20 protein-coding genes and 1 pseudogene are annotated in these 21,943 nt (G+C 65.7%); 16 read left to right on the top strand and 5 right to left on the bottom strand.

The window, feature by feature from the left end:
- The first annotated feature begins 507 nt into the window (after positions 1-507).
- Positions 508-876: a hypothetical protein gene (locus AB4Z46_RS33725; RefSeq protein WP_442287909.1), complete on the top strand. Its 369-nt coding sequence runs from the start codon at positions 508-510 to the stop codon at positions 874-876.
- 6 nt (positions 877-882) lie between these two features.
- Here the strand turns inward: AB4Z46_RS33725 and AB4Z46_RS33720 are convergent, their stop codons facing one another.
- A complete protein-coding gene (locus tag AB4Z46_RS33720) occupies positions 883-1,866 on the bottom strand; it encodes a Bug family tripartite tricarboxylate transporter substrate binding protein (protein WP_442287908.1) in 984 nt (327 codons plus the stop codon).
- A 177-nt stretch (positions 1,867-2,043) separates the two neighbouring features.
- On the opposite strand from AB4Z46_RS33720, the gene AB4Z46_RS33715 reads away from it, so the two are divergent.
- The 4 genes from AB4Z46_RS33715 (at position 2,044) to AB4Z46_RS33700 (ending at position 4,847) form a co-directional block, all read left to right on the top strand.
- Positions 2,044-2,553 carry an FmdB family zinc ribbon protein gene (locus AB4Z46_RS33715; protein WP_442287907.1) on the top strand — a complete coding sequence of 170 codons (510 nt, stop codon included), beginning with the start codon at positions 2,044-2,046 and terminating at the stop codon, positions 2,551-2,553.
- Between the two features lie 119 nt (positions 2,554-2,672).
- Entirely contained in the window at positions 2,673-3,929 is a 1,257-nt protein-coding gene (gene fmdA, locus AB4Z46_RS33710; RefSeq protein WP_442287906.1) for a formamidase, read from the top strand.
- Between the two features lie 124 nt (positions 3,930-4,053).
- Positions 4,054-4,566, top strand: a complete 513-nt coding sequence (locus AB4Z46_RS33705; protein WP_442287905.1) for an AmiS/UreI family transporter — start codon at positions 4,054-4,056, stop codon at positions 4,564-4,566.
- Positions 4,524-4,847: an FmdB family zinc ribbon protein gene (locus AB4Z46_RS33700; RefSeq protein WP_442287904.1), complete on the top strand. Its 324-nt coding sequence runs from the start codon at positions 4,524-4,526 to the stop codon at positions 4,845-4,847. Before AB4Z46_RS33705 ends, AB4Z46_RS33700 begins: the two co-directional genes overlap by 43 nt.
- Before the next feature lie 15 nt (positions 4,848-4,862).
- Here AB4Z46_RS33700 and AB4Z46_RS33695 read toward each other — a convergent pair whose 3' ends face one another.
- Both AB4Z46_RS33695 and AB4Z46_RS33690 read right to left on the bottom strand, forming a co-directional pair.
- Complete coding sequence (locus AB4Z46_RS33695) at positions 4,863-6,143, bottom strand: EAL domain-containing response regulator (protein WP_442287903.1); 1,281 nt, start codon at positions 6,141-6,143, stop codon at positions 4,863-4,865.
- Positions 6,133-8,874 (bottom strand): ATP-binding protein, encoded by a 2,742-nt coding sequence (locus AB4Z46_RS33690; RefSeq protein WP_442287902.1) that lies wholly within the window; start codon positions 8,872-8,874, stop codon positions 6,133-6,135. The genes AB4Z46_RS33695 and AB4Z46_RS33690 overlap by 11 nt, the downstream gene beginning before the upstream one ends.
- 195 nt (positions 8,875-9,069) lie before the next feature.
- On the opposite strand from AB4Z46_RS33690, the gene AB4Z46_RS33685 reads away from it, so the two are divergent.
- The 3 genes from AB4Z46_RS33685 to AB4Z46_RS33675 all read left to right on the top strand — a co-directional run bounded on the left by AB4Z46_RS33685 (position 9,070) and on the right by AB4Z46_RS33675 (position 12,246).
- Positions 9,070-10,221, top strand: a complete 1,152-nt coding sequence (locus AB4Z46_RS33685) for a helix-turn-helix transcriptional regulator (protein ID WP_442287901.1) — start codon at positions 9,070-9,072, stop codon at positions 10,219-10,221.
- Positions 10,222-10,271: 50 nt separating this feature from the next.
- A complete protein-coding gene (gene crcB, locus AB4Z46_RS33680; RefSeq protein WP_442287900.1) occupies positions 10,272-10,802 on the top strand; it encodes a fluoride efflux transporter CrcB in 531 nt (176 codons plus the stop codon).
- 145 nt (positions 10,803-10,947) lie between these two features.
- On the top strand, positions 10,948-12,246 hold the full coding sequence (locus AB4Z46_RS33675) for a serine hydrolase domain-containing protein (RefSeq protein ID WP_442287899.1): 1,299 nt from the start codon (positions 10,948-10,950) through the stop codon (positions 12,244-12,246).
- A 75-nt stretch (positions 12,247-12,321) separates the two neighbouring features.
- Here the strand turns inward: AB4Z46_RS33675 and AB4Z46_RS33670 are convergent, their stop codons facing one another.
- Positions 12,322-12,657: a hypothetical protein gene (locus AB4Z46_RS33670; protein WP_442287898.1), complete on the bottom strand. Its 336-nt coding sequence runs from the start codon at positions 12,655-12,657 to the stop codon at positions 12,322-12,324.
- Positions 12,658-12,890: 233 nt separating this feature from the next.
- Positions 12,891-13,838 carry a LysR family transcriptional regulator gene (locus AB4Z46_RS33665; RefSeq protein ID WP_442287897.1) on the bottom strand — a complete coding sequence of 316 codons (948 nt, stop codon included), beginning with the start codon at positions 13,836-13,838 and terminating at the stop codon, positions 12,891-12,893.
- A gap of 75 nt (positions 13,839-13,913) precedes the next feature.
- Between AB4Z46_RS33665 and AB4Z46_RS33660 the strand changes: the two genes are divergently transcribed.
- From AB4Z46_RS33660 to AB4Z46_RS33625, 8 genes and pseudogenes are all read left to right on the top strand, one after another.
- Entirely contained in the window at positions 13,914-14,582 is a 669-nt protein-coding gene (locus tag AB4Z46_RS33660; RefSeq protein ID WP_442287896.1) for an RraA family protein, read from the top strand.
- The gene (locus tag AB4Z46_RS33655; protein WP_442287895.1) at positions 14,579-15,958 is read left to right on the top strand and encodes an amidase; all 1,380 of its coding nucleotides are present in this window, start codon (positions 14,579-14,581) and stop codon (positions 15,956-15,958) included. Before AB4Z46_RS33660 ends, AB4Z46_RS33655 begins: the two co-directional genes overlap by 4 nt.
- On the top strand, positions 15,951-16,907 hold the full coding sequence (locus tag AB4Z46_RS33650; RefSeq protein ID WP_442287894.1) for a Bug family tripartite tricarboxylate transporter substrate binding protein: 957 nt from the start codon (positions 15,951-15,953) through the stop codon (positions 16,905-16,907). Before AB4Z46_RS33655 ends, AB4Z46_RS33650 begins: the two co-directional genes overlap by 8 nt.
- Before the next feature lie 129 nt (positions 16,908-17,036).
- On the top strand, positions 17,037-18,014 hold the full coding sequence (locus tag AB4Z46_RS33645; RefSeq protein WP_442287893.1) for a Bug family tripartite tricarboxylate transporter substrate binding protein: 978 nt from the start codon (positions 17,037-17,039) through the stop codon (positions 18,012-18,014).
- 66 nt (positions 18,015-18,080) lie between these two features.
- The gene (locus AB4Z46_RS33640; RefSeq protein ID WP_442287892.1) at positions 18,081-18,710 is read left to right on the top strand and encodes a hypothetical protein; all 630 of its coding nucleotides are present in this window, start codon (positions 18,081-18,083) and stop codon (positions 18,708-18,710) included.
- A 98-nt stretch (positions 18,711-18,808) separates the two neighbouring features.
- Complete coding sequence (locus tag AB4Z46_RS33635) at positions 18,809-19,771, top strand: cupin domain-containing protein (protein ID WP_442287891.1); 963 nt, start codon at positions 18,809-18,811, stop codon at positions 19,769-19,771.
- 34 nt (positions 19,772-19,805) lie between these two features.
- On the top strand, positions 19,806-21,236 hold the full coding sequence (locus AB4Z46_RS33630; RefSeq protein ID WP_442287890.1) for an MFS transporter: 1,431 nt from the start codon (positions 19,806-19,808) through the stop codon (positions 21,234-21,236).
- 136 nt (positions 21,237-21,372) lie between these two features.
- Positions 21,373-21,576 (top strand): annotated as a pseudogene (locus AB4Z46_RS33625) (ATP-binding protein); the annotation flags it as partial.
- Positions 21,577-21,943: the final 367 nt, after the last annotated feature.

Below are 21,943 nucleotides of genomic sequence, written 5' to 3'. Positions count from 1 at the left end.
GAGCAGCCAGGGCAACTAGAGATTTTTTCATTGCAAGTTTCTCCAAGGTTAAACATAGGGCTCCGGTGCGAAGGGCTCACCGTGACTGGCACTTTGTGCTCCCACCGGACCCCGGGCCAACCTCCTTTTGGGAAGTTGTCGCTATTGCAGCAGAGGCTTTTCCTTGGAGTTGAGTCATTCATGCAAAGTCAATCCACGACTATGCAAAGTCGACCTTCAGATCTATGAATTGCGTTGTTCTATTGCGACATAACGACTAAAGAAGAGTCATCAGACAGCGCAATTTCGCTTCTGATCGCAGACCGCACATGTGTCGCGAGACTCGATCCGAAAGGCGAGTCGCATGCTCGATTGATTAATCCAAAAATTAACTCGGAGACTTCCGACTCTAGTGCAGAAACTTCTTTCAGCCCGTTCGATCACGACGGACTTGTTACTCCCCGCTGCGCCACAGAGTGAATAGAGTTGTCGTCAAGCGCCATCCGAGGCGCCCCACAAGGAGCAACGATGACCGGCAAGAGAAGCAAGGAAGGCCCCAGTGGGCATCTGGCGCTGCATCCCATGAACCGCGACGCGCAACCTTCCGGCCGAGTCGCTCAGGCCATCGAAATCTATCGGAGCATTGCTTTGTGCAATGGGTACCTGGCTCGGCGCGACGACGTCCACGCACTCACGGCGACGTTGATGTTGCCCTGCTACCAAGCCGAGTTCTGCAGACTGGCGCGCGAATTGACCCGTGGGGAGCAGAACGAGCTGGCGTTCGCCCTTCGGCAGTTTCTCGACCCCATGCGCTCTTCCTATCAGGCCTCGGCCTTTCGCCGTGCAGCCGACGCCCCGGCCACGCCGGCCGGACGCCGGCGCGGCACGTACATCTGAACGCCCTCAATCGAGCCGGACGCCCGAGACCCGCGCCGCCTCGGCCCAGCGCGCGCCGTCCCGGTCGAGGAAGGCGCCGGCGGCCGGCCCCGACACAAACATGGGCTCGGCGCCGTGCTTCGCGAGCTGCGCCTGCATGTCGGGGGCGTCCATGACACCCTTCAGCGCCCCGGCCAGACGTTGCACGATCGCATCCGGCGTGCCGGCCGGCGCGAAGACGCCGACCCAGAGGCTCAGCGTGATCCCGGGATAGCCCAGTTCGGCCAAGGTCGGCAGATCGGGCGCCACGCTCGACCGCGCCTCGGCGCTGATCGCGAGCGCGTGCAACCGGCCCGACTCGATGTGGGGCCGGGCCGACTGCAGCACGTCCATGCCCAGCGGAACCTGGCCGCCGATCACGTCCGAGATCGCCGCGACACTGCTCTTGTAGGGGATGTGCCGCAGGTCGACGCGCGCGGCTTGCTTCAGCAGTTCCATGGTCAGGTGGCTGCTGGAGCCGTTGCCGAAGGTGGCGTAGTCGAAGGTGCCGCCGCTCTTCTTCATCAGTTCGACCAGGCTCTTGAGGTCGGCCGCGGGAACGGCGGGATTCACGACCAGCACCTGCGGCAGGCGCCCCAGCAGCGCCACCGGCACGAGATCGCGGCGCGGATCGTAGGGCAGCTTCGAATAGAGGCGGGGCGCGATGGCCATGGCCGTGGTGCTGCCCATCAGCAGGGTGTAGCCATCGTGCGCCGCGCGCGCCGCCGCCGCGGTGCCCAGGGTGCCGAAGCCGGCCTTGTTGTCGACGATGACCGGCTGCCCCAGCGCGGCCCCGAGCCTCTCGGCGACAAGCCGCGCGCTGCCGTCGATGGGGCTGCCGAGCGGATAGCCGACGACCATGCGGATCGGCCTGATCGGATAGACGGGCTCGGCGAGCGCGGAAGAAGCGAGTGTCGCCCACGGGGCCAAGGCCATGGCGGCGAGGATGCGGAATCTCAGTGTGCGGTTCATGGTGTCTCCCTGAAGTCGTTGAAGGAATGGCGTGAACGGTTCTCTCTGCGGCCCTCGTCCGCTGCGGCAGACGCAAGCTGCTCGAACCCGGCCACTCGAAATGGAAACATGAATGCCAGGGGCGACGCCTCAGGAAGAAGCGTCATTTCTGAGTGGAAACGTCCGATCCGACGAGGGATGGATCCGATCGACAGGCAGCACCCGGTCATCGAGCGCTCACCCGATCAGGTGAACGGAATCTCACCCGTTCGGATGATCGAAATTCATCGCATCACGGGATTCGCAAGTCTCGATGCGCTCTCAGCATTCGTCCTGCCCTCCGAGCCCACGGATGGCTTGTTTGGCGTCGACCGGGATCGCCTCCCGATGCGACGTCGTCGACCAAGAAGGAGCAACGCGGTGGCCACCTACGAATATCGATGCGACCAGGACGGCTTGTTCGACAAGATCATGCCGCTCGGAACAGCGCCGCCGTCGGTCCCTTGCACGAAGTGCGGGAACCCGGCCCGCAAGGTGATTTCGGCGCCGATGTTCAGGTCCGCATCGCGGCGCGCATGGACCGCCGCGATGGACCACGCGGACAAGAGCCGCCATGAACCGGAAGTCGTCAGCTCGCTGCCTTCCACCGGCGCCCCCAGTCGAACGCTCACGCTGACTCCGAAGCTGCGCGGCCTGCCTCGGCCATGAGGCCAAGGTCGCCATTCAGCGGGCGGCGCGCCCATTCCACCACGACGTACCGGTGAACCCCATGAGGTACGTCGCCCTTTCGCCAAGTGTCATGCAACCAACGAATGAGAGGTCTTGAGATGCCCAAGAATCTGTTCCCACTGGACAACAGCAAGAAGTTCACCAATCAGAAGCACGTCGGCCACAACCGCTGGCACCCGGACATTCCGGCGAACGTGACCGTGAAGCCGGGCGAGGTCTTCCGCGCGGATTGCCGTGAGTGGTTCGACGGCGCCATCAAGAACGACGACTCTGCGGACGACATCCGCAACGCCCCGCTCGCCGGGGTGCACGTCCTGTCCGGGCCGTTCCGCATCGAAGGGGCGGAGCCGGGCGACCTGCTGATCGTCGACATCCTCGAGATCGACTCCTGCGACCAGGAAGACTCGGGGCCCTTCTCGGGCATGGGCTGGGGCTACACGGGCGTGTTCGCCAACAAGAACGGCGGCGGCTTCCTCACGGAGCGCTTCCCCGATGCCTACAAGGTGATCTGGGACTTCAACGGCGACATCGCCACCTCGCGCCACATTCCGGAAGTCTCCTACGCGGGCATCCATCACCCGGGACTGATGGGCACCGCACCGTCGGCCGCGCTGCTCGCGAAATGGACGCAGCGCGAAACCGCGCTGATCGCCACCGACCCGTACCGCGTGCCGCCGCTGGCCCTGCCGCCGCTGCCGGACAGCGCGATCCTGGGCTCGCTCAAGGGCGCCGACTTCGATCGGGTCGCCAGGGAGGCGGCCCGGACCGCCCCGCCTCGGGAGAACGGCGGCAACCAGGACATCAAGAACCTCACGGCGGGGAGCCGGGTCTTCTATCCGGTCTTCGTCTCCGGGGCCAACCTGTCGTTCGGCGACCTGCACTTTTCGCAGGGCGACGGCGAGATCACGTTCTGCGGCGCGATCGAGATGGGCGGCTTCATGGACCTGCGCGTCGATCTGATCAAGGGCGGGATGGAAAAGTACGGCGTGCGCGAGAACGCCATCTTCATGCCCGGGATCCGCGACCCGCAGTATTCCGAATGGATTGCATTCTCGGGGGTCTCGGTCGACAGCAAGGGGAAGCAGCACTACCTGGACTCGTGGCTGGCCTATCAGAACGCCTGCAACCACGCCATCGACTACATGATGAAGTTCGGCTACACGGACATCCAGGCGTACATGATCCTCGGGACGGCGCCGGTCGAGGGCCGGTTGTCGGGCGTGGTGGACATCCCGAACGCGTGCTCGACCATCTACATCCCCCGATCGATCTTCGACTTCGACATCCGCCCGTCGGCGACCGGGAAGCCGCACCAGGTGAAGCAAGGCATGCAGGTGCCGCGGTCGCCGAACTGATTCCGCAGCACATCCGCGCTGCGCTAGCGCTCAAGGCTTCTTGAAAGCGCCAAGTGCGCGTCCCGGCCCATCGGCGCCGGGACGCGCTTGGCTGGAATCGGTCGTCGGCTCAGGAGAAAACACCATGCTCGGGTTGGTCTTGTTTTACGTGGGCGCCGTGCTGTGCCTCAACGGTCTCTGGTTGCTCGGCCATATCGGCGACAACGAAATTGCGATCATCGACATCTTCGTGGGGGGCATCACGCTGCTGGCATCGCTCTACCTGGCGTTCGGGCCAGGCGCCGACGCTGCGTCCATCAACGCCGCGGCGCTGACGCTGCTGTTCACGTTCACCTACTTCTGGGTGGCGCTGAACCGGTCCAACGGAGCGGACGGGCGGGGATTGGGTTGGTTCTGCCTGTTCGTGGCGATCACCGCGGTGCCGGTCACGATCCAGACGCTGGGCGGCGCGACGACGACATGGGGCGTCTGGTTCGGCCTGTGCTGGGCGGCCTGGGGGATTCTGTGGTTCCTGTTCTTCCTGCTTCTGGTCGGGAAGAAGCCGATCGCCAAGCTGGTCGGGGCAGTCACGGTCGCCGAAGGCGTGCTGACCGGATGGGTGCCCGGATACCTGCTGCTCAACGGGCTCATGAAGTAGTCGCCTGTCCATCCAGCCGCTTCGACCTCACAGGACCCGCGACGATGCCGATGTACGACTACCACTGCGCACGCTGCGGCGACTTCCGGGAGATCCGGCCGATGGCCGAGTCCCGCATGCCGCAGCCATGCCCCGACTGTGGCGACGCATGCGACAGGACACTCTCGGCCCCGTTTCTTGCCCGGGGCGATCAGCCGCGGCCCGCGGGGCGTCAATCACCCGGAAGCGGGCGCGTCCCGTGGCGCACGGCCTGCGGCCTGGGTTGCTCGCACGTGCACTGAGCGGCCGACGACGCCTCAGTGGGAGGCCTTGCGGCCGTTCATCAGGAACTCGTAGACGTCGGCCGGCGCGCACGCAGGCGCCAGCGCATCGCCCTGGCCCAGCTCGCAGCCCTCCCACTTGAAGAACTGCGCGTCGCTGTCGGACGAGAGGCCGTCGGCGATGGCCACGATGTTCAGCGTCTGCGCCAACGCGATCAGCGAGCGCGCCATCGCCATCCGCTCGGCGTCGGCGGCCACCTCGCGCACGAAGATCCGGTGAATCTTCAGTCGGTCGGGAACCAGGCGGTTCAGCTGCTGCAGGGAGATCGTCTGCGCCCCGAAGTCGGTCAAGGTGAATGTCACGCCCAGGGAGCGCAGTGCCGCCACGGCGGCCCGCATGTCGGGGTGGTCGCTGAGCAGGGTTTCTTCGCTGACCAGCAGATCCAGCGCGCCACGCGCCAGGCCGCTGTCGCGCACCGTCTCGACGACCGCCTCGAAGGTGCCGCAATCGCCCAGGCTTTCCGCGACCAGCGGTACCGACACCGTCACGGATGCACCCAGGCTCTCGCTCCAGGAGCGCGACCAGAAGCAAGCCTGGGCGAGCAGCCACAGGACCAGCCGGCGTCGCGCCGGGCCCTCGGGCAAGGCATCGCCGACGCGCGCGGCCGGCAGCAGGCCCCAAGAGGTCTTCCACTGCGGCACCAGCTCGATGCCGGTGACCTGGTTCGACGCCAGCGCGATTTCGGGCTGCGCCTGCAGCAGGACCGAATCACCCTCGCTCGAATGCGCCAGCTCCTTCGCCAGCAGGCTGCGCGGCGCATCGGGTTCGTGCGGCACCGCCCGCTTCACTTCGCGTTCACGCGCGAAACGCAGCGAGCGTGCGTGGCGATAGTTCCTGAGCGCTGAAATCACGATCGAGTGCAGCCGCTGCGCCGTGATGTCGGTCTTCAGGAAGTAGCCGTTTATCTCGTAGCGCAACACGACGTCCCGCTCCGGCGCCATGCCCGGTTGGCCGGTGCGCAGCACGATCTGCATGTCGTTGTCGCGGAGCTGTTCGCGAACATGCTGCACCAGCGCGATGCCGGCATCGTCCGTCTCCATCACGACGTCGATCAAGGCCAGCGCCACGTCGCGGTGCCGGGCCAGGATGTCGCGCGCCTGTGCCGCAGAGCTGGCGCTGAGCAGTTCGACGTCACGGCCTTCGAAACTGAGGCCGGACAGGATCAGGCTCGACACTTCGTGGACGGCCGGCTCGTCGTCGACGAGCAAGACCCGCCAGCGCGCCGCATCGGCCACGGCTTGGGATTCACGGTTCATCGGTGGGCCTCCTAGGCAAGGCAGCCAGGATCTGGCCAACGTCCGGCGTGTACCGGGCGACCCTGGGGAAATCCAGCACAAAGCGCACCCCGCGTCCGGCGTGGGCCTCGAGAGCGATCGAGCCATCGAGCTGGCGCGTGACGATCTGGTTGACGATGTACAGGCCGAGGCCGCTGCCGCCGATCATTCGGCGGGTGGTGAAGAAGGGCTCGAAGATCCGGCCGACCAGCTCGGCGTCGATGCCCCGGCCGTCGTCGCTGTATTCGATGCGGACTTCGTCGTCTTCGCGCAGCGTGGCGCGAATGACGATGTGCCCGCGCTCCCCCGGCTCGAACGCGTGCTGCAAGGAGTTGATCGTGAGGTTGGTCACGACCTGCGCCAGCGAGACCGGGTAGCTGTCCATCTGGATGCTGGAGGCCACCTCGATGCTCACCTCGACCTGCGACTCGCCCAGCTTGGGCTGCAGGTCCCGAATGGTTTCCTCGAGGTGCGCCTTCAGATCGAAGCGATGCCTTGCCTCGGTGATGCGGTCCACCGCGAGCTGCTTGAAGTTCAGTACCAGTTGGGCCACGCGCCGGGCATTGGACAGCAGCAGCCGGGCCGACTCGCCGGCGTCGCGCAGGTACTTCTCCTGCGCCGCGACGTCGAAGCGACCCGCCTGCACCAGGGCCTGCGCGGCCTCGGTCCGGTCGCTCAGGTACGAGGCCGAGCTGACGGCAATCCCGACCGGCGTGTTGATCTCGTGAGCCACCCCGGCCACCAACCCGCCCAGCGAGGCGAGCTTCTCGGATTCGACGAGCGTCTTGCGTGTCTGTTCCAGGTGCCGCATCGATCCCAACAGCTCGCGCTCCGACTGCTCCTGGCTCTCGTGCGACAGCACGATCCACCAGATCCCCAGCGAGGCCAGCACCAGCGTGGCCACATACAGGCGTTCCATCACGTTGACCACGCTGGCGTTTGCGGATCCGCCGTTCAGCTCCATGAAGCGGTAGGTCAGCAGGAACGCCGCCCCCAGCAGCGCGGCCGCAATGCTCAGCACCGCGAGGAAGCGGCCGACCCGGCGCAGCACATGCGGCCGGAAGCGAAGCCCTCCCGGGCTGCGTTCCGACGCCTCATCCTGTCGGCCGCGTGGCCGTTTGCAGAAGTCGTGGCAGTGCAACTCCAGCCCGCAGCACAAGGAACATATGGGCCCGCGATAGAAAGGACAGTGCGCCATGTCGGGCGCCTCGTACGCGCGCTCGCAGATGCAGCACTCGACCAGCGTGCGCGCGGACTGGCTCCGGTAGTGCTGGTCGGGCCGCGCAATGTAGTAGCGGCCGCCCGTGGCGTACGCAATGACGATCGCGGAGACGAACGCGACGGCCAGCGCGATGAAGCCGAAGAAGGCCTGCGCCAGCTCGCCAAGGGCACCGGCATAGGCCACCACGGCGACGGCCGAGGCGATCAAGGTGGCGCCGCAGCCGACCGGATTGAAGTTGTACAGGTGCGCGCGCTTGAACTCGATGTACGGTGGACTGATCCCGGTGCGCTTCAACACCACCAGGTCGGCGACCAGCGCGCCGATCCAGGCGATCACCAGGGTCGAGTACACCGACAGGACGGCCTGCAGCGTCTCGAAGATCCCGAGCAAGGACAGCAGCAGCGCGATCACCACGTTGAACACCAGCCAGACCACGCGCCCCGGGTGATAGTGCGCCAGCCGCACGAAGCAGTTCGACCAGGCCAGCGATCCGCTGTAGGCATTGGTGACGTTGATCTTGACCTGCGACACGGTGACGAAGATGGTGGCGATCGCCAGTGCAGCCACCGGCACACCGACCATGTGCTCGTAGGCGTGGACGAACATGTGGATCGGCTCCATCGCCTGCGCCGCGCTGCTTCCCATGCGCAGCGCCAGCACCGCGAGCAGGCTGCCGGCGCAGATCTTGAGCGCCCCGATGACGATCCAGCCAGGCCCTGCCAGCAGCAGCGCGCCCCACCAGGCGCGGCGGTTCGTCGCCGTTCGATCGGGCAGGAAGCGCAGGTAGTCGGCCTGCTCGCCGATCTGCCCGAGCAACGAGAAGAGCACACCCGACGCCACCCCGAAGAGGAGCACGTTGAAGCCCCCGCCTTCCCGGGCGGCGCCGCCGAACTCGACCCACGCGTGCAGGAGGTCGGGATCCTTGAACAGGATGAAGACGAACGGTGCCACCAGGAGCACGACCCAGATCGGCTGCGTCCAGGCCTGCAGCTTGTTGATCGAGGTCACGCCGAAGAAGACGATCGGGATGATCACCAAGGAACACACGAGATAGCCGACGACGAGGTTCAGCCCGAGGGCCAGCTGAAGTGCCTGCGCCCAGATCGCGGTCTCGATGGCGAAGAAGATGAAGGTGAACGAGGCGTAGATCAGCGAGGTGAGGGTCGAGCCGATGTAGCCGAATCCGGCGCCGCGGGTCAGTAGGTCGATGTCCACGTTGGCCACGCTGCACCAGTAGGCGATCGGCAGGCTCACCAGGAAGATCACCAGCGACACGACCAGCACCGCCGCCATCGCGTTCAGGAACCCGAAGCTCAGCGTGATGCTGGCGCCGATGGCTTCGAGCGCGAGGAAGGAGATCCCGCCGATCGCGGTGTTGGCCACGACACCGGGCGTCCAGCGCCGGTACGAACTCGCCGCGTAGCGCAAGGCGTAGTCCTCGAGCGACTCGTTGGCCACCCAGGACTGGTATTCGCGTCGGACTCGAAGCATCGGCGGGGCCGCTCCATCGGGGTCACGCCCCGGTTCGTCTAGGGTGCCTAGCGTAATGGATCGGTGCCGCAAGCGAGCAGCTTTCTTTCCGACTGCCGGATGTCGGATGTGGGCGCGATGCCAATTGACAGGTACGCAGGGCAGAGCAAAATCGGCGCTCCTTGTCGGCCATTCGTGTCGGCCACCCGTGACCCAATGGAAAGGACAGGTTTGCGCACCGAGTGCCCACCCGCAGCGAAGTCGCTGGTCCGTGTCATCCATGCAGCGGGCGTCGACGCCAGCGAGTGGCCGGGCGTGCTGGAGCAATTGCGCAGCTCCCTCGACGCCCGGGTCGTCACGCTCGGGTATCACGAGTTCACCACGGGGTCCGATTCGGCCTTGCTCGAGTCGCCCGACGATGCCGACTTCGGCAAGGGCATGGCCGCCTACTCGGCGCGCAACCCCTGGTTCCTGTCGAGCGACGACTACGTGCCGGGGCGCGTGATGACTGGCGACGAACTCATCAGCCACAACGACTTGCGCCGCACCGACTTCTACCGGGGCTTTCTCCAGCCTCGCGGGCTGCTGCACCGGCTGTGCGGCGTCGTGGCGCAGCGTGGCTGCGGGGCCCACCTCCTTTCGGTCTACCGCGCCGAAGACCAGGGCCCGTTCGGCGCGCGCGAGAAGGCGGAGCTGGAGGTCCTCCTCGACCACATCACGCTGTCGCTGCAAAGCCAGTGGCGCTGGCAGGAGGCCGACGACCTCGCCCGCGCCCTGCTGGCGCAGTCCGACCACGACCCGAACCCGATGATCCTGGTCACGGCCGATGCCGAGCCGATCTATCGCAATCCGGCGGCCGAGCAGCTGCTCGATCTGGGCGACGGCCTGCGCCTGGACGGTTCGCACCTGGTGGCCTCGAGCCGGGCCGACCAGGGACTGCTGCGCGAGACGATCGCCCGCGTGGCGCAGGGCGATCCCACGCAGGCCCGCGCATCGCCCTCGGTGGTGACGCTGGCCTGCACGCCACCGGCGCCGCCGATGGTCGTGGTGGTGCGCGCCGCGGGCCAGGTCTTCATGCGCCAGGCCGGTGTGCGCTGCGGGCTGGTGATGGTCACGGTGCGGGGCGGCCACGCCCGGCACGACCCCGCTTCGTGCGTGTTTGCGCGCCAGTACGAGTTGACCGTGGCGCAGGCCAAGGTCAGCGCGCTGGTGCTGGCCGGGCAGCCGTTGTCGAAGATCGCGCAATCGCTGAACGTGTCCGAAAACACGGTGCGCAGCCACCTCAAGCAGATCTTCCAGAAGACGGAAACGCACGGCCAGATGGAGCTCGTGCACCTGCACGCACGCGTCTGCCCGACGCTCCCGTAGCAACGAGGCACCCGCGGCTCATCCGTTCGGGTGAGCATCGTCTCACCCCGATGGGTGAAGGCCATCTCACCCATTCGGTCGATCCATGTCTGGCAGGCCGCGGTGAGCGTGTGCGCCGCTGCGGGGGATTCGCCGGCGCAGCGAACTTCCTACGATGCGCCATGCCGTGCCGGCAGCGGCAAGAGGATGCCTTGAGCCTTTCGATACTGGCCATCTGCGTCGGGGCCTCCTTGGGGGCCCTGCTTCGCTGGCTGCTCTCCTCCCGGCTCAATTCGATGCTCCCCTCATTGCCACCGGGCACCTTGGTGGCCAATCTCGTCGGCGGGTATCTCATCGGCGTGGCGGTCGCCTTCTTCGCCAGCCATCCATCGCTGTCGCCTCAATGGCGCCTGCTGGTCGTGACGGGCTTCCTGGGCGGACTCACCACCTTCTCGACCTTTTCCGCCGAGGTGGTCACGAACCTGATGGAGGCGCGACTGAGCTGGGCGTTTGCGACCGTCGCTGCACACCTTCTCGGAAGCCTCGCAATGACGCTGCTGGGCATAGGCACCGTGCAGTTCTTCAGAGCCATGCAGTCCTGAGCAAGAGGTGCCGTGAGATCATCGGCAGCCGCAGCGTGCGGCATGCGGCATGCGAACGGCATCGACTCGCAGCTCGCCAACTTCATCACTCAAGGAGACTCGCGTGGGTCAACGTGTTCTGTGGGCATTGGGGGGAAAGCGGTCGATGCGCGTCGCTCTGTCGGCGACGCTCGCCGCAAGCACGTTGCTGCTCGCTGCATGCGGTGGTGGCGGCGGCGGTGGTGGTGCCATTCCTGTCGTCAGTGCCAGTCCAGCCAGTGGCGGCGAGACCGCCAGCGGAGGCGGTGGCGCCAGTGGGTACCCGCATGCGTCGGAGCCCATCGGCACGGTCCGCCAGATCTACGACGGCGTGCTCTCTCCGGAATTGGCCGTCACCACCTACCGCAACATCGATCGCCTGTTCCCGACACGGGTGATCGAGCCGGGTGGCACACCCTATCCGCTGCCCAAGGCCGCCACCGCGTTGACGCAGGTGAAGTTCACGGTGGCCAACACCAGCTACAGCCTCGACGATTTTCTTGCGCGCAATCGCGTCTCCGGATTGCTGATCCTGAAAGACGGCAAGATCGTCAATGAAACCTATCAGTACGGCAACACGCAGGCGACCCGCTGGATGTCGATGTCGGTGGCCAAATCGGTCACTTCGACATTGATCGGCGCCGCGGTCAAGGACGGCCACATCGCCAGCATCAACGACCAGGTGATCAAGTATGTGCCCCGGCTGGCGGGGAGCGCCTACGACGGCGCGACGGTGCGCGACGTGATGATGATGGCGTCGGGCGCCAAGTGGAACGAGACCTACACCGACCCGGCCTCCGATCGCCGTCAGTTGCTGGAGGCGCAGATCGGCCAGAAGCCGGGTTCGGCCATGGACCTGATGAGCAAGCTGCCGCGCGCGGCTCCACCCGGCTCGGTGAACAACTACAGCACCGGAGAAACGCAGGTCGCCGGGGAGATCGTCTACAACGCGGTGAAGAGGCCCCTGGCGCAGTACCTGTCCGAAAAGATCTGGTCCAGGCTCGGCATGGAAGCGCAAGCCAACTGGTGGCTGGACTCGCCCGACGGGGTCGAGATCGGCGGCAGCGGCATCAGTGCAACCTTGCGCGACTATGGACGCTTCGGCATGTTCATCATGAACGACGGCGTCATCGACGGCCAACAGGTCCTGCCTGCGGGATGGGTCTCCGAAGCGGGTTCTCCCAAGGTGCTGAACACCGGCACGCCGGTGAGCTACGGCTATCTGTGGTGGATACCCGGCGGCCAATCCGCTGCGGACGGTGCGTTCTATGGCAACGGCATCATGGGCCAGCAGATCTACATCAATCGCAAGGAGAAGGTCGTGATCGTCGTATGGGGCGCGCAGACGGACCCGAGGGGAACCGGCACATTTGCTCCAGGTCCCTTCTTCGACGCGGTGGCAATGGCGCTCAAGACGCCTGCGTAAGGTTTGGCCGGCAACTGCAGGAAGGCCCTGCGAAGTCAGCTGGCAGAGCCGAACGATCGGCTCGGACCCGCGCAATCAGCGCGCTCGCACGACGTCGGAGACAACGCCGTTCTCGTTGACGGTGCAGTTGATGGCCGGCTGTCCTGCTCCGATGCTGAGGGTGACAAGGTAGATCCCGTCCTGCATGGTCTGGGAGTCGCTGGTCGGCGTCACGTTCGCCTTTGGCACCTTGAATTCGCGCGCGACCGAATCTATGCAGCTGGTGCGGGACACCTGGGGCGACATGAAGCCACCGAAGATCGCCGGGGGCTTGTAGCCGCCGATCGTGTCTGGAGGCGGGTAGCTGGTGCAACCACTGGCGATGGCGCAGGACGCGACGATGAATCCAACGGAGCGAATACGAACAAGCATGCTGACTCCTTGCAAAGAGGCGCGACCGGCCACGATGCCGGGCCCGCAGGACACGGCGCACGCTGGTTTCGACTGGATGCCGATCTTCAGAGCGGGTGCCGCGGACCGACATCGTAGCCGAACGACTTGTTCGGCAGGGGCACGGCGGAGAGGCCGTTGATCGGATACGCGGCGGCCAATCCGCTGCGCTCAAGACACCCGCGTGAGGCGACGCCGGCACCTGCGGAAAGTCTTCAGGCGCGACCCTGGGGCGGCTCGTCGGCGTGGAAGAACCCGGCCTCCTCGAGGTTGCGCAGCGCGATATCCAGGATTCGCGCCGTTGTCTCGCTGCGGTGGTGCGCCAGGCACGAGAAGTAGTAGGGCACGTGCGGCACCGCCGGCTTGGCGCGCAACACCTGCAGCGATTTGTCGGCGACCTGCCGGCGCGTGATCGATGCGGGCAGCATGGCGATCGCGTGGCCCGAGGCGACCAGCGCCACCATGAGCGACAGCGAATTGCAACTGCTGTACTCCTCGAAGGCATAGCCGTCCGAGGCCAGCCACCGCGACGCCGATTCATGCAGGGTCGACGGCGGCGCATTGCAGACGATGCGGTGGCTCAGCGCGTGCGTCGGCACGAAGTCTCCCTCGGGCACCATCAGGTCGTGAGCCGCCACCCACTGGTGCTGGGTCATTCCGATGAACTGGCTGGTCACGTCGGGCTGGCTGCTTTGTCCGGTATGCAGCGCAATGTCCAGTTCGTGATTGTTGATCTTCTGGAGCAGTTGGGCGCCTCCGCCCACCGTCAGGTCGACGCGAAGCGCCGGATAGCTTTCCTTGATGTCCTTGAGGATCTGCGGCATTCCGATGATGGCGCAGGACTCGTCCACCCCCATGCGCACCAGGCCGGTGATGGTGCGCCGCAGATCGAGCCGCGCCATGTCCTGCGCCGACGCCAGCACGCGCTCCGCATACACCAGCACATTGCGCCCGAGCTCCGTCACCACCAGGCGCTGGCTCTGGCGCTCGAAAAGCTGGACGCCCAGCTCTTCCTCCAGGTCACGGATGCGGTGCGAGATCGCGGGCTGGGTCAGGTGCAGGTGCCGGGCCGCCGCGTGCACCGTACCCAGGCGCGCAGTCCACACGAAGGCCTGCAACTGGTGCAGGGTGAACCTGGTTGATAAAGAAGCTGTATTAACCATCTTGAGAATTGATCAGTATCCGTGTTGGGTGCGTGTACTTAGGATGGCCTTCATTCGACAACGACGATATCCGAAATGACTGGCATCCAACTAGGAGAGCTGCCGCCACCTTGCGCGCCGCAGCTGCTGTCCCTGCTGAAGGAGGCCGAACCGGCCACCATCGGCCATTTTCACGAGCGCGGCTTCCTGCATGGCCGCATCCGGGCCATGGCGGCCGTGGCGCGCAGCGTCGGCACCGCCGTCACCGTGCGCTGCGAGGGCCCGGACGGGTCCATCCTGCACCACGCGCTGGGACAACTCCGGGCCGGTGATTTCCTGTTCGTCGACCGCGCGGGCGACGAGACGATCGCGTGCATGGGCGGCGCCAGCGTACTGGCCGCGCGTCTTCGCGGTGTCGCGGGCGTGGTGGTGGATGGCTGTGTCACGGACATCGAGGAACTGCGCCAGCTCGGCGTGCCGGTGTGGGCGCGCGGCCTGAGCGCCCGCACCACCCGCGCCGGCGGGCGGTCGGGAAGCTTCTGCATGCCGGTGGACTGCGGCGGCGTGCGCGTGCATCCCGGCGATGCCGTGCTGGCGGACGAGAACGGCATCCTGGTGATGGCGCCCGACGAGGCGCGGGCCCTGGCCGACCGCGCGATCGCCCTGCAGCAGACCGAGCAGCAGACGCTGGCACGGCTGCGCGCGGGCGAGACCTACCCCCAGATTCTGGACACCCAACTCTTTCTTCAGGAAGCAGCCGCATGACGAACCCCGACCCGACGACCCGACCGCCCGCCTTCGCTTCCATCACAGAGCTCTCGCGCGACCTGCGAAGCGGCGCCACGACCTCGGTCGAGCTCACGCAGGATTGCCTGCGCCGCATCGCAGCGCACGACGGCCACTTCAAGAGCTTCATCGCGGTGTACGAGCAAGAGGCACTGGCTGCCGCGGCCCTGGCCGACAAGGAGCTTGGCGCAGGCCGCGACCGCGGCCCGCTGCACGGCATCCCGGTGGCGCTGAAGGACCTCGTGAACATCCAGGGCAAGCCGACGACGGCCGGCTCGCCGCTGCTGTCGAACAACATCGCCCAGCAGGACGCGGACATCGTCCGGCGCATCGTCGATGCCGGCGGCGTCATCGTCGGAAAGACCCATATGGTGCAGCTCGCGCTGGGCGCCTGGGGCACCAACTCGCACATGGACACGCCCCGCAATCCAGCCGGCCGCGCCACCGACACCCTGGCGCCGGGCGGCTCCAGCAGCGGCTCGGCGGTGGCCGTGGCGGCACACCTGGTGCCGTGGGCAATCGGCTCCGACACCGGCGGCTCGGTGCGCGTCCCCGCCGCGTTCTGCGGCATCGTGGGCTTCAAGCCGACCATCGATGCGCTGCCGCGCGGCGGCGTCTACCCGCTCAGCGACACCCTCGACAGCCTGGGCCTGCTGGTGTCGTCGGTGGAGGATGCGCGGCTGTGCTTCGAGGCGCTGGTCGGCGCGCCCGCTGCAAACCCCGACGCCCCGCAACGGATCGGCGTCCTCGAAGCGGACGAACTCGCGCCCCTCTCGCCGGCTGTCGCGCGAAGCCATGCGCAAAGCCTGCAGCGGCTCGAAGAGGCGGGCTTCAGCCTGGTGCCGTTCCGCTTCCCGGCGCCGCTGCTGGCGTTCAAGGAACCCACCAACGCCATCATGATCGCCGAGGGCGCCTGGGCGAACGACCGGCTGCTCGACGACCCCGACGCGCCGATGGACCCGTCGGTGCGGCCCCGGCTCATCGCGGCCCGTGCGACCACCGCAGTGCAGTACCTCGAGGCCCAGGCCACGGCGGCGCGCTGGCAGCAGGCCTTCGCCGCTGAGACGGACCGGCTCGGGCTGTCCGCCATCGCCATGCCCACCACGGCCATGACCGCGCCGCGGCTCGAGGACATCGACCACGACCTGGCGCCGGTCCACTTCACGCGCCCGATCAACCTGCTCGCGCTGTGCGGCATCGCGCTGCCTGCGAGTCGGGACGACGACGACCGGCCCATCGGGCTGCAACTGGTCGGGCGGGCGGGCGACGATCACGCACTGCTGCGCATCGCGTCCGCAGTCAGCGCCTCGCTGCACCCGTCCAGCGCCCCATCGCCGGAGCCCTGCAGTGCATAGCAAGCTGCTCGCGGTGCTGCTGGCGGTCGTCGTCCAGTGCGCCGCCGCCCAGGACTACCCGACGAAGCCGGTGCGGCTGATCGTTCCGTTTCCTCCGGGCGGCAGCGTGGACCTGGTCGCGCGACTGGTCGGCAAGAGCCTGCAGGACGCCCTGCACCAGCCCTTCGTGGTCGACAACAAGCCGGGTGCCTCGGGCAACGTCGGTGCCGCCTACGTCGCCAAGGCGCCTCCGGACGGCTATACGCTGCTCGTCGGCAGCGCCGGCGTCTTCGCCGCCAACCAGTTCCTGTATGCCAATCCGCCCTTCGATCCGCTGCAGGCCTTTGCGCCGATCATGCGGATCGTCGATCAGCCCAACATCCTGGTCGTGGGCCCCCAGTCGCCGGCGCACAGCGTCAAGGAACTGATCGCGATGGCCAAGGCGCGTCCGGGCAAGTTGAGCTTCGGCAGCGCGAGCGTGGGTTCGGCTCAGCACTTCTCGACCGAGATCTTCATGCAGCAGGCCGGCGTCGAACTGCTGCATGTGCCGTACAAGGGCGGCGCCCCGGCCCTCGTGGATCTGATGGGCGGGCAGATCGACCTGCTGTTCGACACCTCGCCGACTGCCTTGCCCTATGCACGAAGCGGCAAGCTGCGAGCACTCGCCATCACCAGCCCGAATCGCTCGCCGCTGCTTCCGGACGTCCCCACGATGAAGGAAGCGGGCTTGCCCGAGTTCGAAGTCGTCACCTGGACCGGCATCGCTGCGCCGGCCGGCACGCCGCGTGCCGTGATCGACCGCATCAACACGGCGATCAAGACCGCGTTGCGCGGCGAGTTGCGAAGGCAGCTCGAAGAGACCTCGCTCATCCCGGTCGGGGACTCGCCCGATGCCTTCAGGGAGTTCATCCGCAAGGATGCGGACAACTATGCCCGCCTGGTGAAGGCCGCGAAGATCACGCCCCAGTGATCTCGATCATTGCCGTGCGCGACGCCTCCACTTGATAGATTTTCGTCATGCTTCGCGATGCGAATTTCTCGCTATCTCGCGCACGGCCAAGTCCATACGATGAGTCTTCGTTCTTTTGATTGGATGCATATGAAGATCTCATTGACTCGTATGGTGTGTGCCCTCTCGCTGGTGATGAGCGGCCTTGCATCGGCAGCCGCCGACTACCCTGACAAGCCCATCCGCCTCGTGGTTCCGTACCCGCCCGGCGGTGCATCCGACACGGTGGCGCGACTCATCGGACAGCAGCTGTCCCTGCGGCTCAAGCAGCCGGTGCTGGTGGACAACAAGCCCGGTGCCACCGAACAGATCGGCGCCAGTTTCGTCGCGAAGGCCCCGCCGGACGGCTACACCATCCTGCTGGCCTCCACCGCGGGACTGTCGGTCAACCCGACGCTCTACAAGGGCCGCCTTGCCTACGACCCCGAGAAGGACCTGGCGCCGATCGTGATGGCCGTGACCCTGCCCAGCGTCGTGATGGTCCATCCATCGATGCCGGTCAATTCGATCGACGAACTCACGGCCTTTGCAAAGTCTTCGCCCACGCCGATCAACTACGCCTCCAGCGGCGCCGGGAACCCCAGCCACCTGGGCATGGAGCTGTACAAGCGCGTGGCTTCCGTCGACATGACGCATGTGCCCTACAAGGGTGGCGCGCCCGCGCTTCAGGACCTGATGTCGAACCAGGTGGCGGTGATGATGGCCATCGGTCCGGAGTCGATGCCGATGGCCAAGGCCGGAAAGTTGAAGGCGATCGCAGTCACCACCGCGAAGAGCTCGCCGGCCTACCCCGGGCTGCCGCCGGTCTCGCAGACCAAGGGCTTCGCCAACTTCGAATTGCTGCACTGGTTTGCGCTGCTGGCACCAGCGCGCACGCCAGAGCCCGTCATCGCGGTGCTGAACAAGAACGTGAACGAGATCCTGCAGGACCCGGACGTGAGGAAAAAGCTGATCGACATGGGCATGGAACTCGAAGGCGGCTCGCCGAAGAAGCTCGCCGACACCATCACGCGGGACCGCCTCAAGTGGGAAAAGGTGATCGCCGAGTCGAACATCCGGATCGACTGATCCACGCAACCGCCCCCCAATCAATCGAAAAAGAGAAACGACATGGTCTTCGCCGGAAAAGGAATCTTGATCTCATCCATGGAAGTGCGGCCTGAAGAAGAGGCCGACTTCAATGAGTGGTTCGACCGCGAGCATCTGGCCGAGCGCGTGGCCATCCCCGGCTTCATCGAGGCAAGGCGCTACGAATCCGTCGGCGCGCCGACCCGCTACCTGCAGATCTACAGCGCCACCGAATTCGAGGTGCTGGACAGTGCAGCCTACCGGGCGGCACTGGCAAGCCAGACCGAATGGTCCATGCACCACATCACCAGGTTCGTAGAGCCGACCCGCGTCGTGGGGCGCCTGGTGCGCAGCGAAGGGGTCGCGCGAGGTGCTGCGCTTGCCCTGGTGCGACTTCGACCGTCGGGCGATGCGGCCATGATGCCGGCGCTCGAAGGCGTGCTCGATGTGCTGGACGAGCCGGGTACGGCGTCAGTCCACTTCGTCGAGGCCGATGCCCAGCTCTCCAGGCCCGTGACCGCGGACGCGAGCTATGTCGGCGGCCAGGACTGCTATGTGATCGTCGAGTGCACCAGCGAGGCTGCCGCCCGGCGCGTCGTGGCCCTGTTGGAAGTGCCGGTGCAGAAGTACGGTGAACTGATCGATGCGCGCGTCTACCGGTATCGCATGGACATCAGCGCGTCGGCGCTGGGGTGAACGCTTGGCGTCGAGGAACGGGCCGAGGCACGCGCCCGAGTTCCAGATCATCACGAAGCCGTCGAGGTCGAGCCTGAAGATGGCATACCCTTCGAGCCATGCAGCTGAATGAAGATCTTTTCTCGATGATCATTGATCCGGTTCGCCTGGCAGGCGTTTTCGTCAGTTCGTGGCGAGCCGCTGGCGAATGGGCCTTCAAGGGGCCACCAGAATCATGCGCACTGTTCCACTATGTTGCTCAAGGAAGCATCGCGATCGATATCGGCCCCGGCAACTCCAGTTTGCTGCACCAGGGAGACCTCGCCCTTTTTCCTCACGGCACCGCTCATCGCATCGGAAGCTCCACGACCGCAGCCGCCACTTCGCTCGAAGAACTCCTACCCAATCGGCGCACGGGTCAGTTCATCAGAATAGAAATACCAGGAGAGGATCAGACTTCCGAACTGCTGTGCGCGGGCCTCCACTACGATGATCAATCTGCCGCCCCACTCTACCAACTGCTTCCGGAATCCCTCGTCATCAGGAACTACCAGATAGAAGGCGAGCCGCTCCTTCACGGCGCCATCCAGGGCCTGCTTCGTGAAGTAGAGCGCGTTAGCGAGGACAAGAGCTTCGCCCTGCACCGGGGCTTGGAATTGATCTATGTCCTGGGACTTCGCGCCGCCCTCGAAGTCAGTTCGCTGAAGACCCCTTCGCCCTGCGCGCCGGTCGACCAACGGATCGTGAACGCCCTGCTGTACATCCACACGAAGTACATGGAGCGTTCAACCGTCGCACAGATCGCCTCCGCAGCGGGGATGTCGAGATCGGCCTTCAGCCTGTCGTTCCGCCAGGCGATGGGATGCTCGCCCGCGCGGTACCTCTCGAAGCTAAGGGTCTCCAAGGCACAAACCCTCCTGACGACGACAAGTTTGACCCGAGAGGAGATAGCGCACCGGGTCGGATTTGAAAGTGCGGTCGGCTTGTATCTCGCACTCCGCTCGGCCTCGCGGGAGCATGTGTCCCACGCAAAGTCCCCATCTCGGACGATCCATAGCGAACGCAAGACGATGCTTAATTGAAGCGCGCGAGGCTGCTCTGTAGCCTCGGGTGACCATGTCACCAAACACCGCGCAGAGCTTCAAGGGCTTGATGTTTCTCCTGGCGACCACGCAGCTGCTGCTGATCGTGGACGCCTCGATCATCAATGTGATTGTTCCCACCATCGCTGGAGAGCTTCGTTTCTCCGAAGCCGGCCAATCCTGGATTGCCAACGCCTACCTGACGGTATTCGGTGGCGCCCTGCTGGCATCCGGAAGGATGGCGGACATTCTCGGCCGGACGCGGATCTTCCAGGCCGGCCTGTTCGTGCTCGCCATCGGTTCGGCCGTTTCCGCGATGGCCTCGACGCCCGAACTCTTGATTGCGGGACGCGCGATCCAGGGCCTCGGATCCGCGTTGTCCGCCGCCGCCAGCCTGGCCTTGATCCTCGCCACTTTCGAGGGCGAACAGCGATACAAGGCGCTTGGGTTGATGGCAGCAATGGGGGGCCTCGGGGGAGCATTGGGCACCTTCCTGGGAGGCGCACTGACCGCATGGTTCGGCTGGCGGTCGACCTTCTGGATCAGCGTGCTGATTCCAGCGCTGCTCCTGCTCTATTCGTTCCTGGTGTTCTCGAAGTTCGACAAGGGCGGCAATCAGGGGCGAGCCGACGGACTGGGCGGGCTGCTTCTGATCGGCGGCCAGACCCTGCTCGCGTGGGGCATCGTGCAGTTCGGCGAGCCCTCCAGCAACATCCGCGCGCTCTGGTTCGCCGTGATCGCCGGGATGGCCTTGCTCGGTGGATTCCTGTTCCGGCAAAAAGCCATTCCTCACGGCTTGATTCCGCCGGCGACCTGGAGGAATAGCGGCCTGATGGAGGCGCTGCTGTACACCGGTATCGGACAGTTGGTGATCTTCCCCATGTTCTTCATCGGCAATCTCTATCTGCAGTCAATCCTGAACTTCAGTCCGCTCGCATCGGGTTCCGCCTTCCTCCCGCTCTGCGGCATCGTGATCTTGACGGCAACGAATGCCGGGCGATGGCTGCGCTACGGTGCTCGTGAATCCCTGACGGCTGGCTTCGCGCTCGTGACCGTCGGCTTGACGTGGCTATCCCTGGCGGGGATGAACAGCGTGTACTGGCTCGACATCCTCGGACCCACGTTGCTGGTTGGCGCCGGCCTTCCGGTCATCGCCATCACGACGAACATACTTGGCGCGCAAAGCGCAAAGATCGGCGAAGAGGGACTGACCTCGGGGCTGCTCAACACCTTCCAGCAATTCGGCGCAGTCATTGGCTTGGCTGCCATGATCTCCACGGCGAACTTCTACGCCGCCCATCTGGCCGACACCGGACAGACACCCGCCGCCACCGAACTGATGAAAGGCTACAAGATGTCGTTCCTGCTGGGTGGGGTTGTCGCAGCCCTTGCGACGGCGTGCCTGCTGATCAGCATGATCCTGCGACGCGGCGGGGCGGGCCGCGAGCCGATGACCAAATGTTGATTCACCCTCGGAGGCCAGCTGTCCGATGGCATCTGGTCTCCCTCACGCCCACCCAACCTACGAGCAGGAACCGCCATGCGCAGCCTCTTGATCGACAACTACGACTCGTTCACCTACAACCTCAACCGACGGTAGCGCCGGAATGGATGCCGAGACACTTGCCCGCGCTACGGAGCCGTTCTTCACGACGAAAGGTACCGGCAGAGGAACAGGTTTGGGGCTGGCAATGGTGAAGGGGCTCGCTGCCCAATCCGGTGGCGCCTTCGTCCTGGAACGTACAGAAGGAGTTGGGACGACAGCCTCGCTGTGGCAGCCTCTCGCGGATGCGGAACGCCACTGAACTTTCGCGGCCCCAAAGCCTCCGTCTCCTGTGGCGGTGTCTGTTGCAGGACGCTACACGCCATCGGAGTTTCGCGCGTCGCCCGCCACTGAAGCTTCGCGAATTCCGGCGCCGCGCCATTGATCCTGCGCGTGTGCTGGCAATGCGAGGGGGTCTAGCCGGCCGGCGGCCGGTCTGGGGTGAACAGCCGCTATAGGCGGAAGGCGAGTGTCGCTTCAGGGCCCGTTGCAGCCTTTCGTTCCTCGGCGCCGAACGGCAGCAATGCGCGTGGAAGCGGCCATTGACGCTGGCCGCGGGTGCCAGAGTGCTTTGCTCGAACGAGGAGGTTCCACGGCCCCGGAAACGAGCCCGCTCCCGCTACTTCGAC

This window comes from Variovorax sp. M-6 (assembly GCF_052114385.1).
GTDB lineage: Bacteria > Pseudomonadota > Gammaproteobacteria > Burkholderiales > Burkholderiaceae_C > Variovorax.
This window is presented reverse-complemented; position numbering and strand designations above follow the sequence as displayed.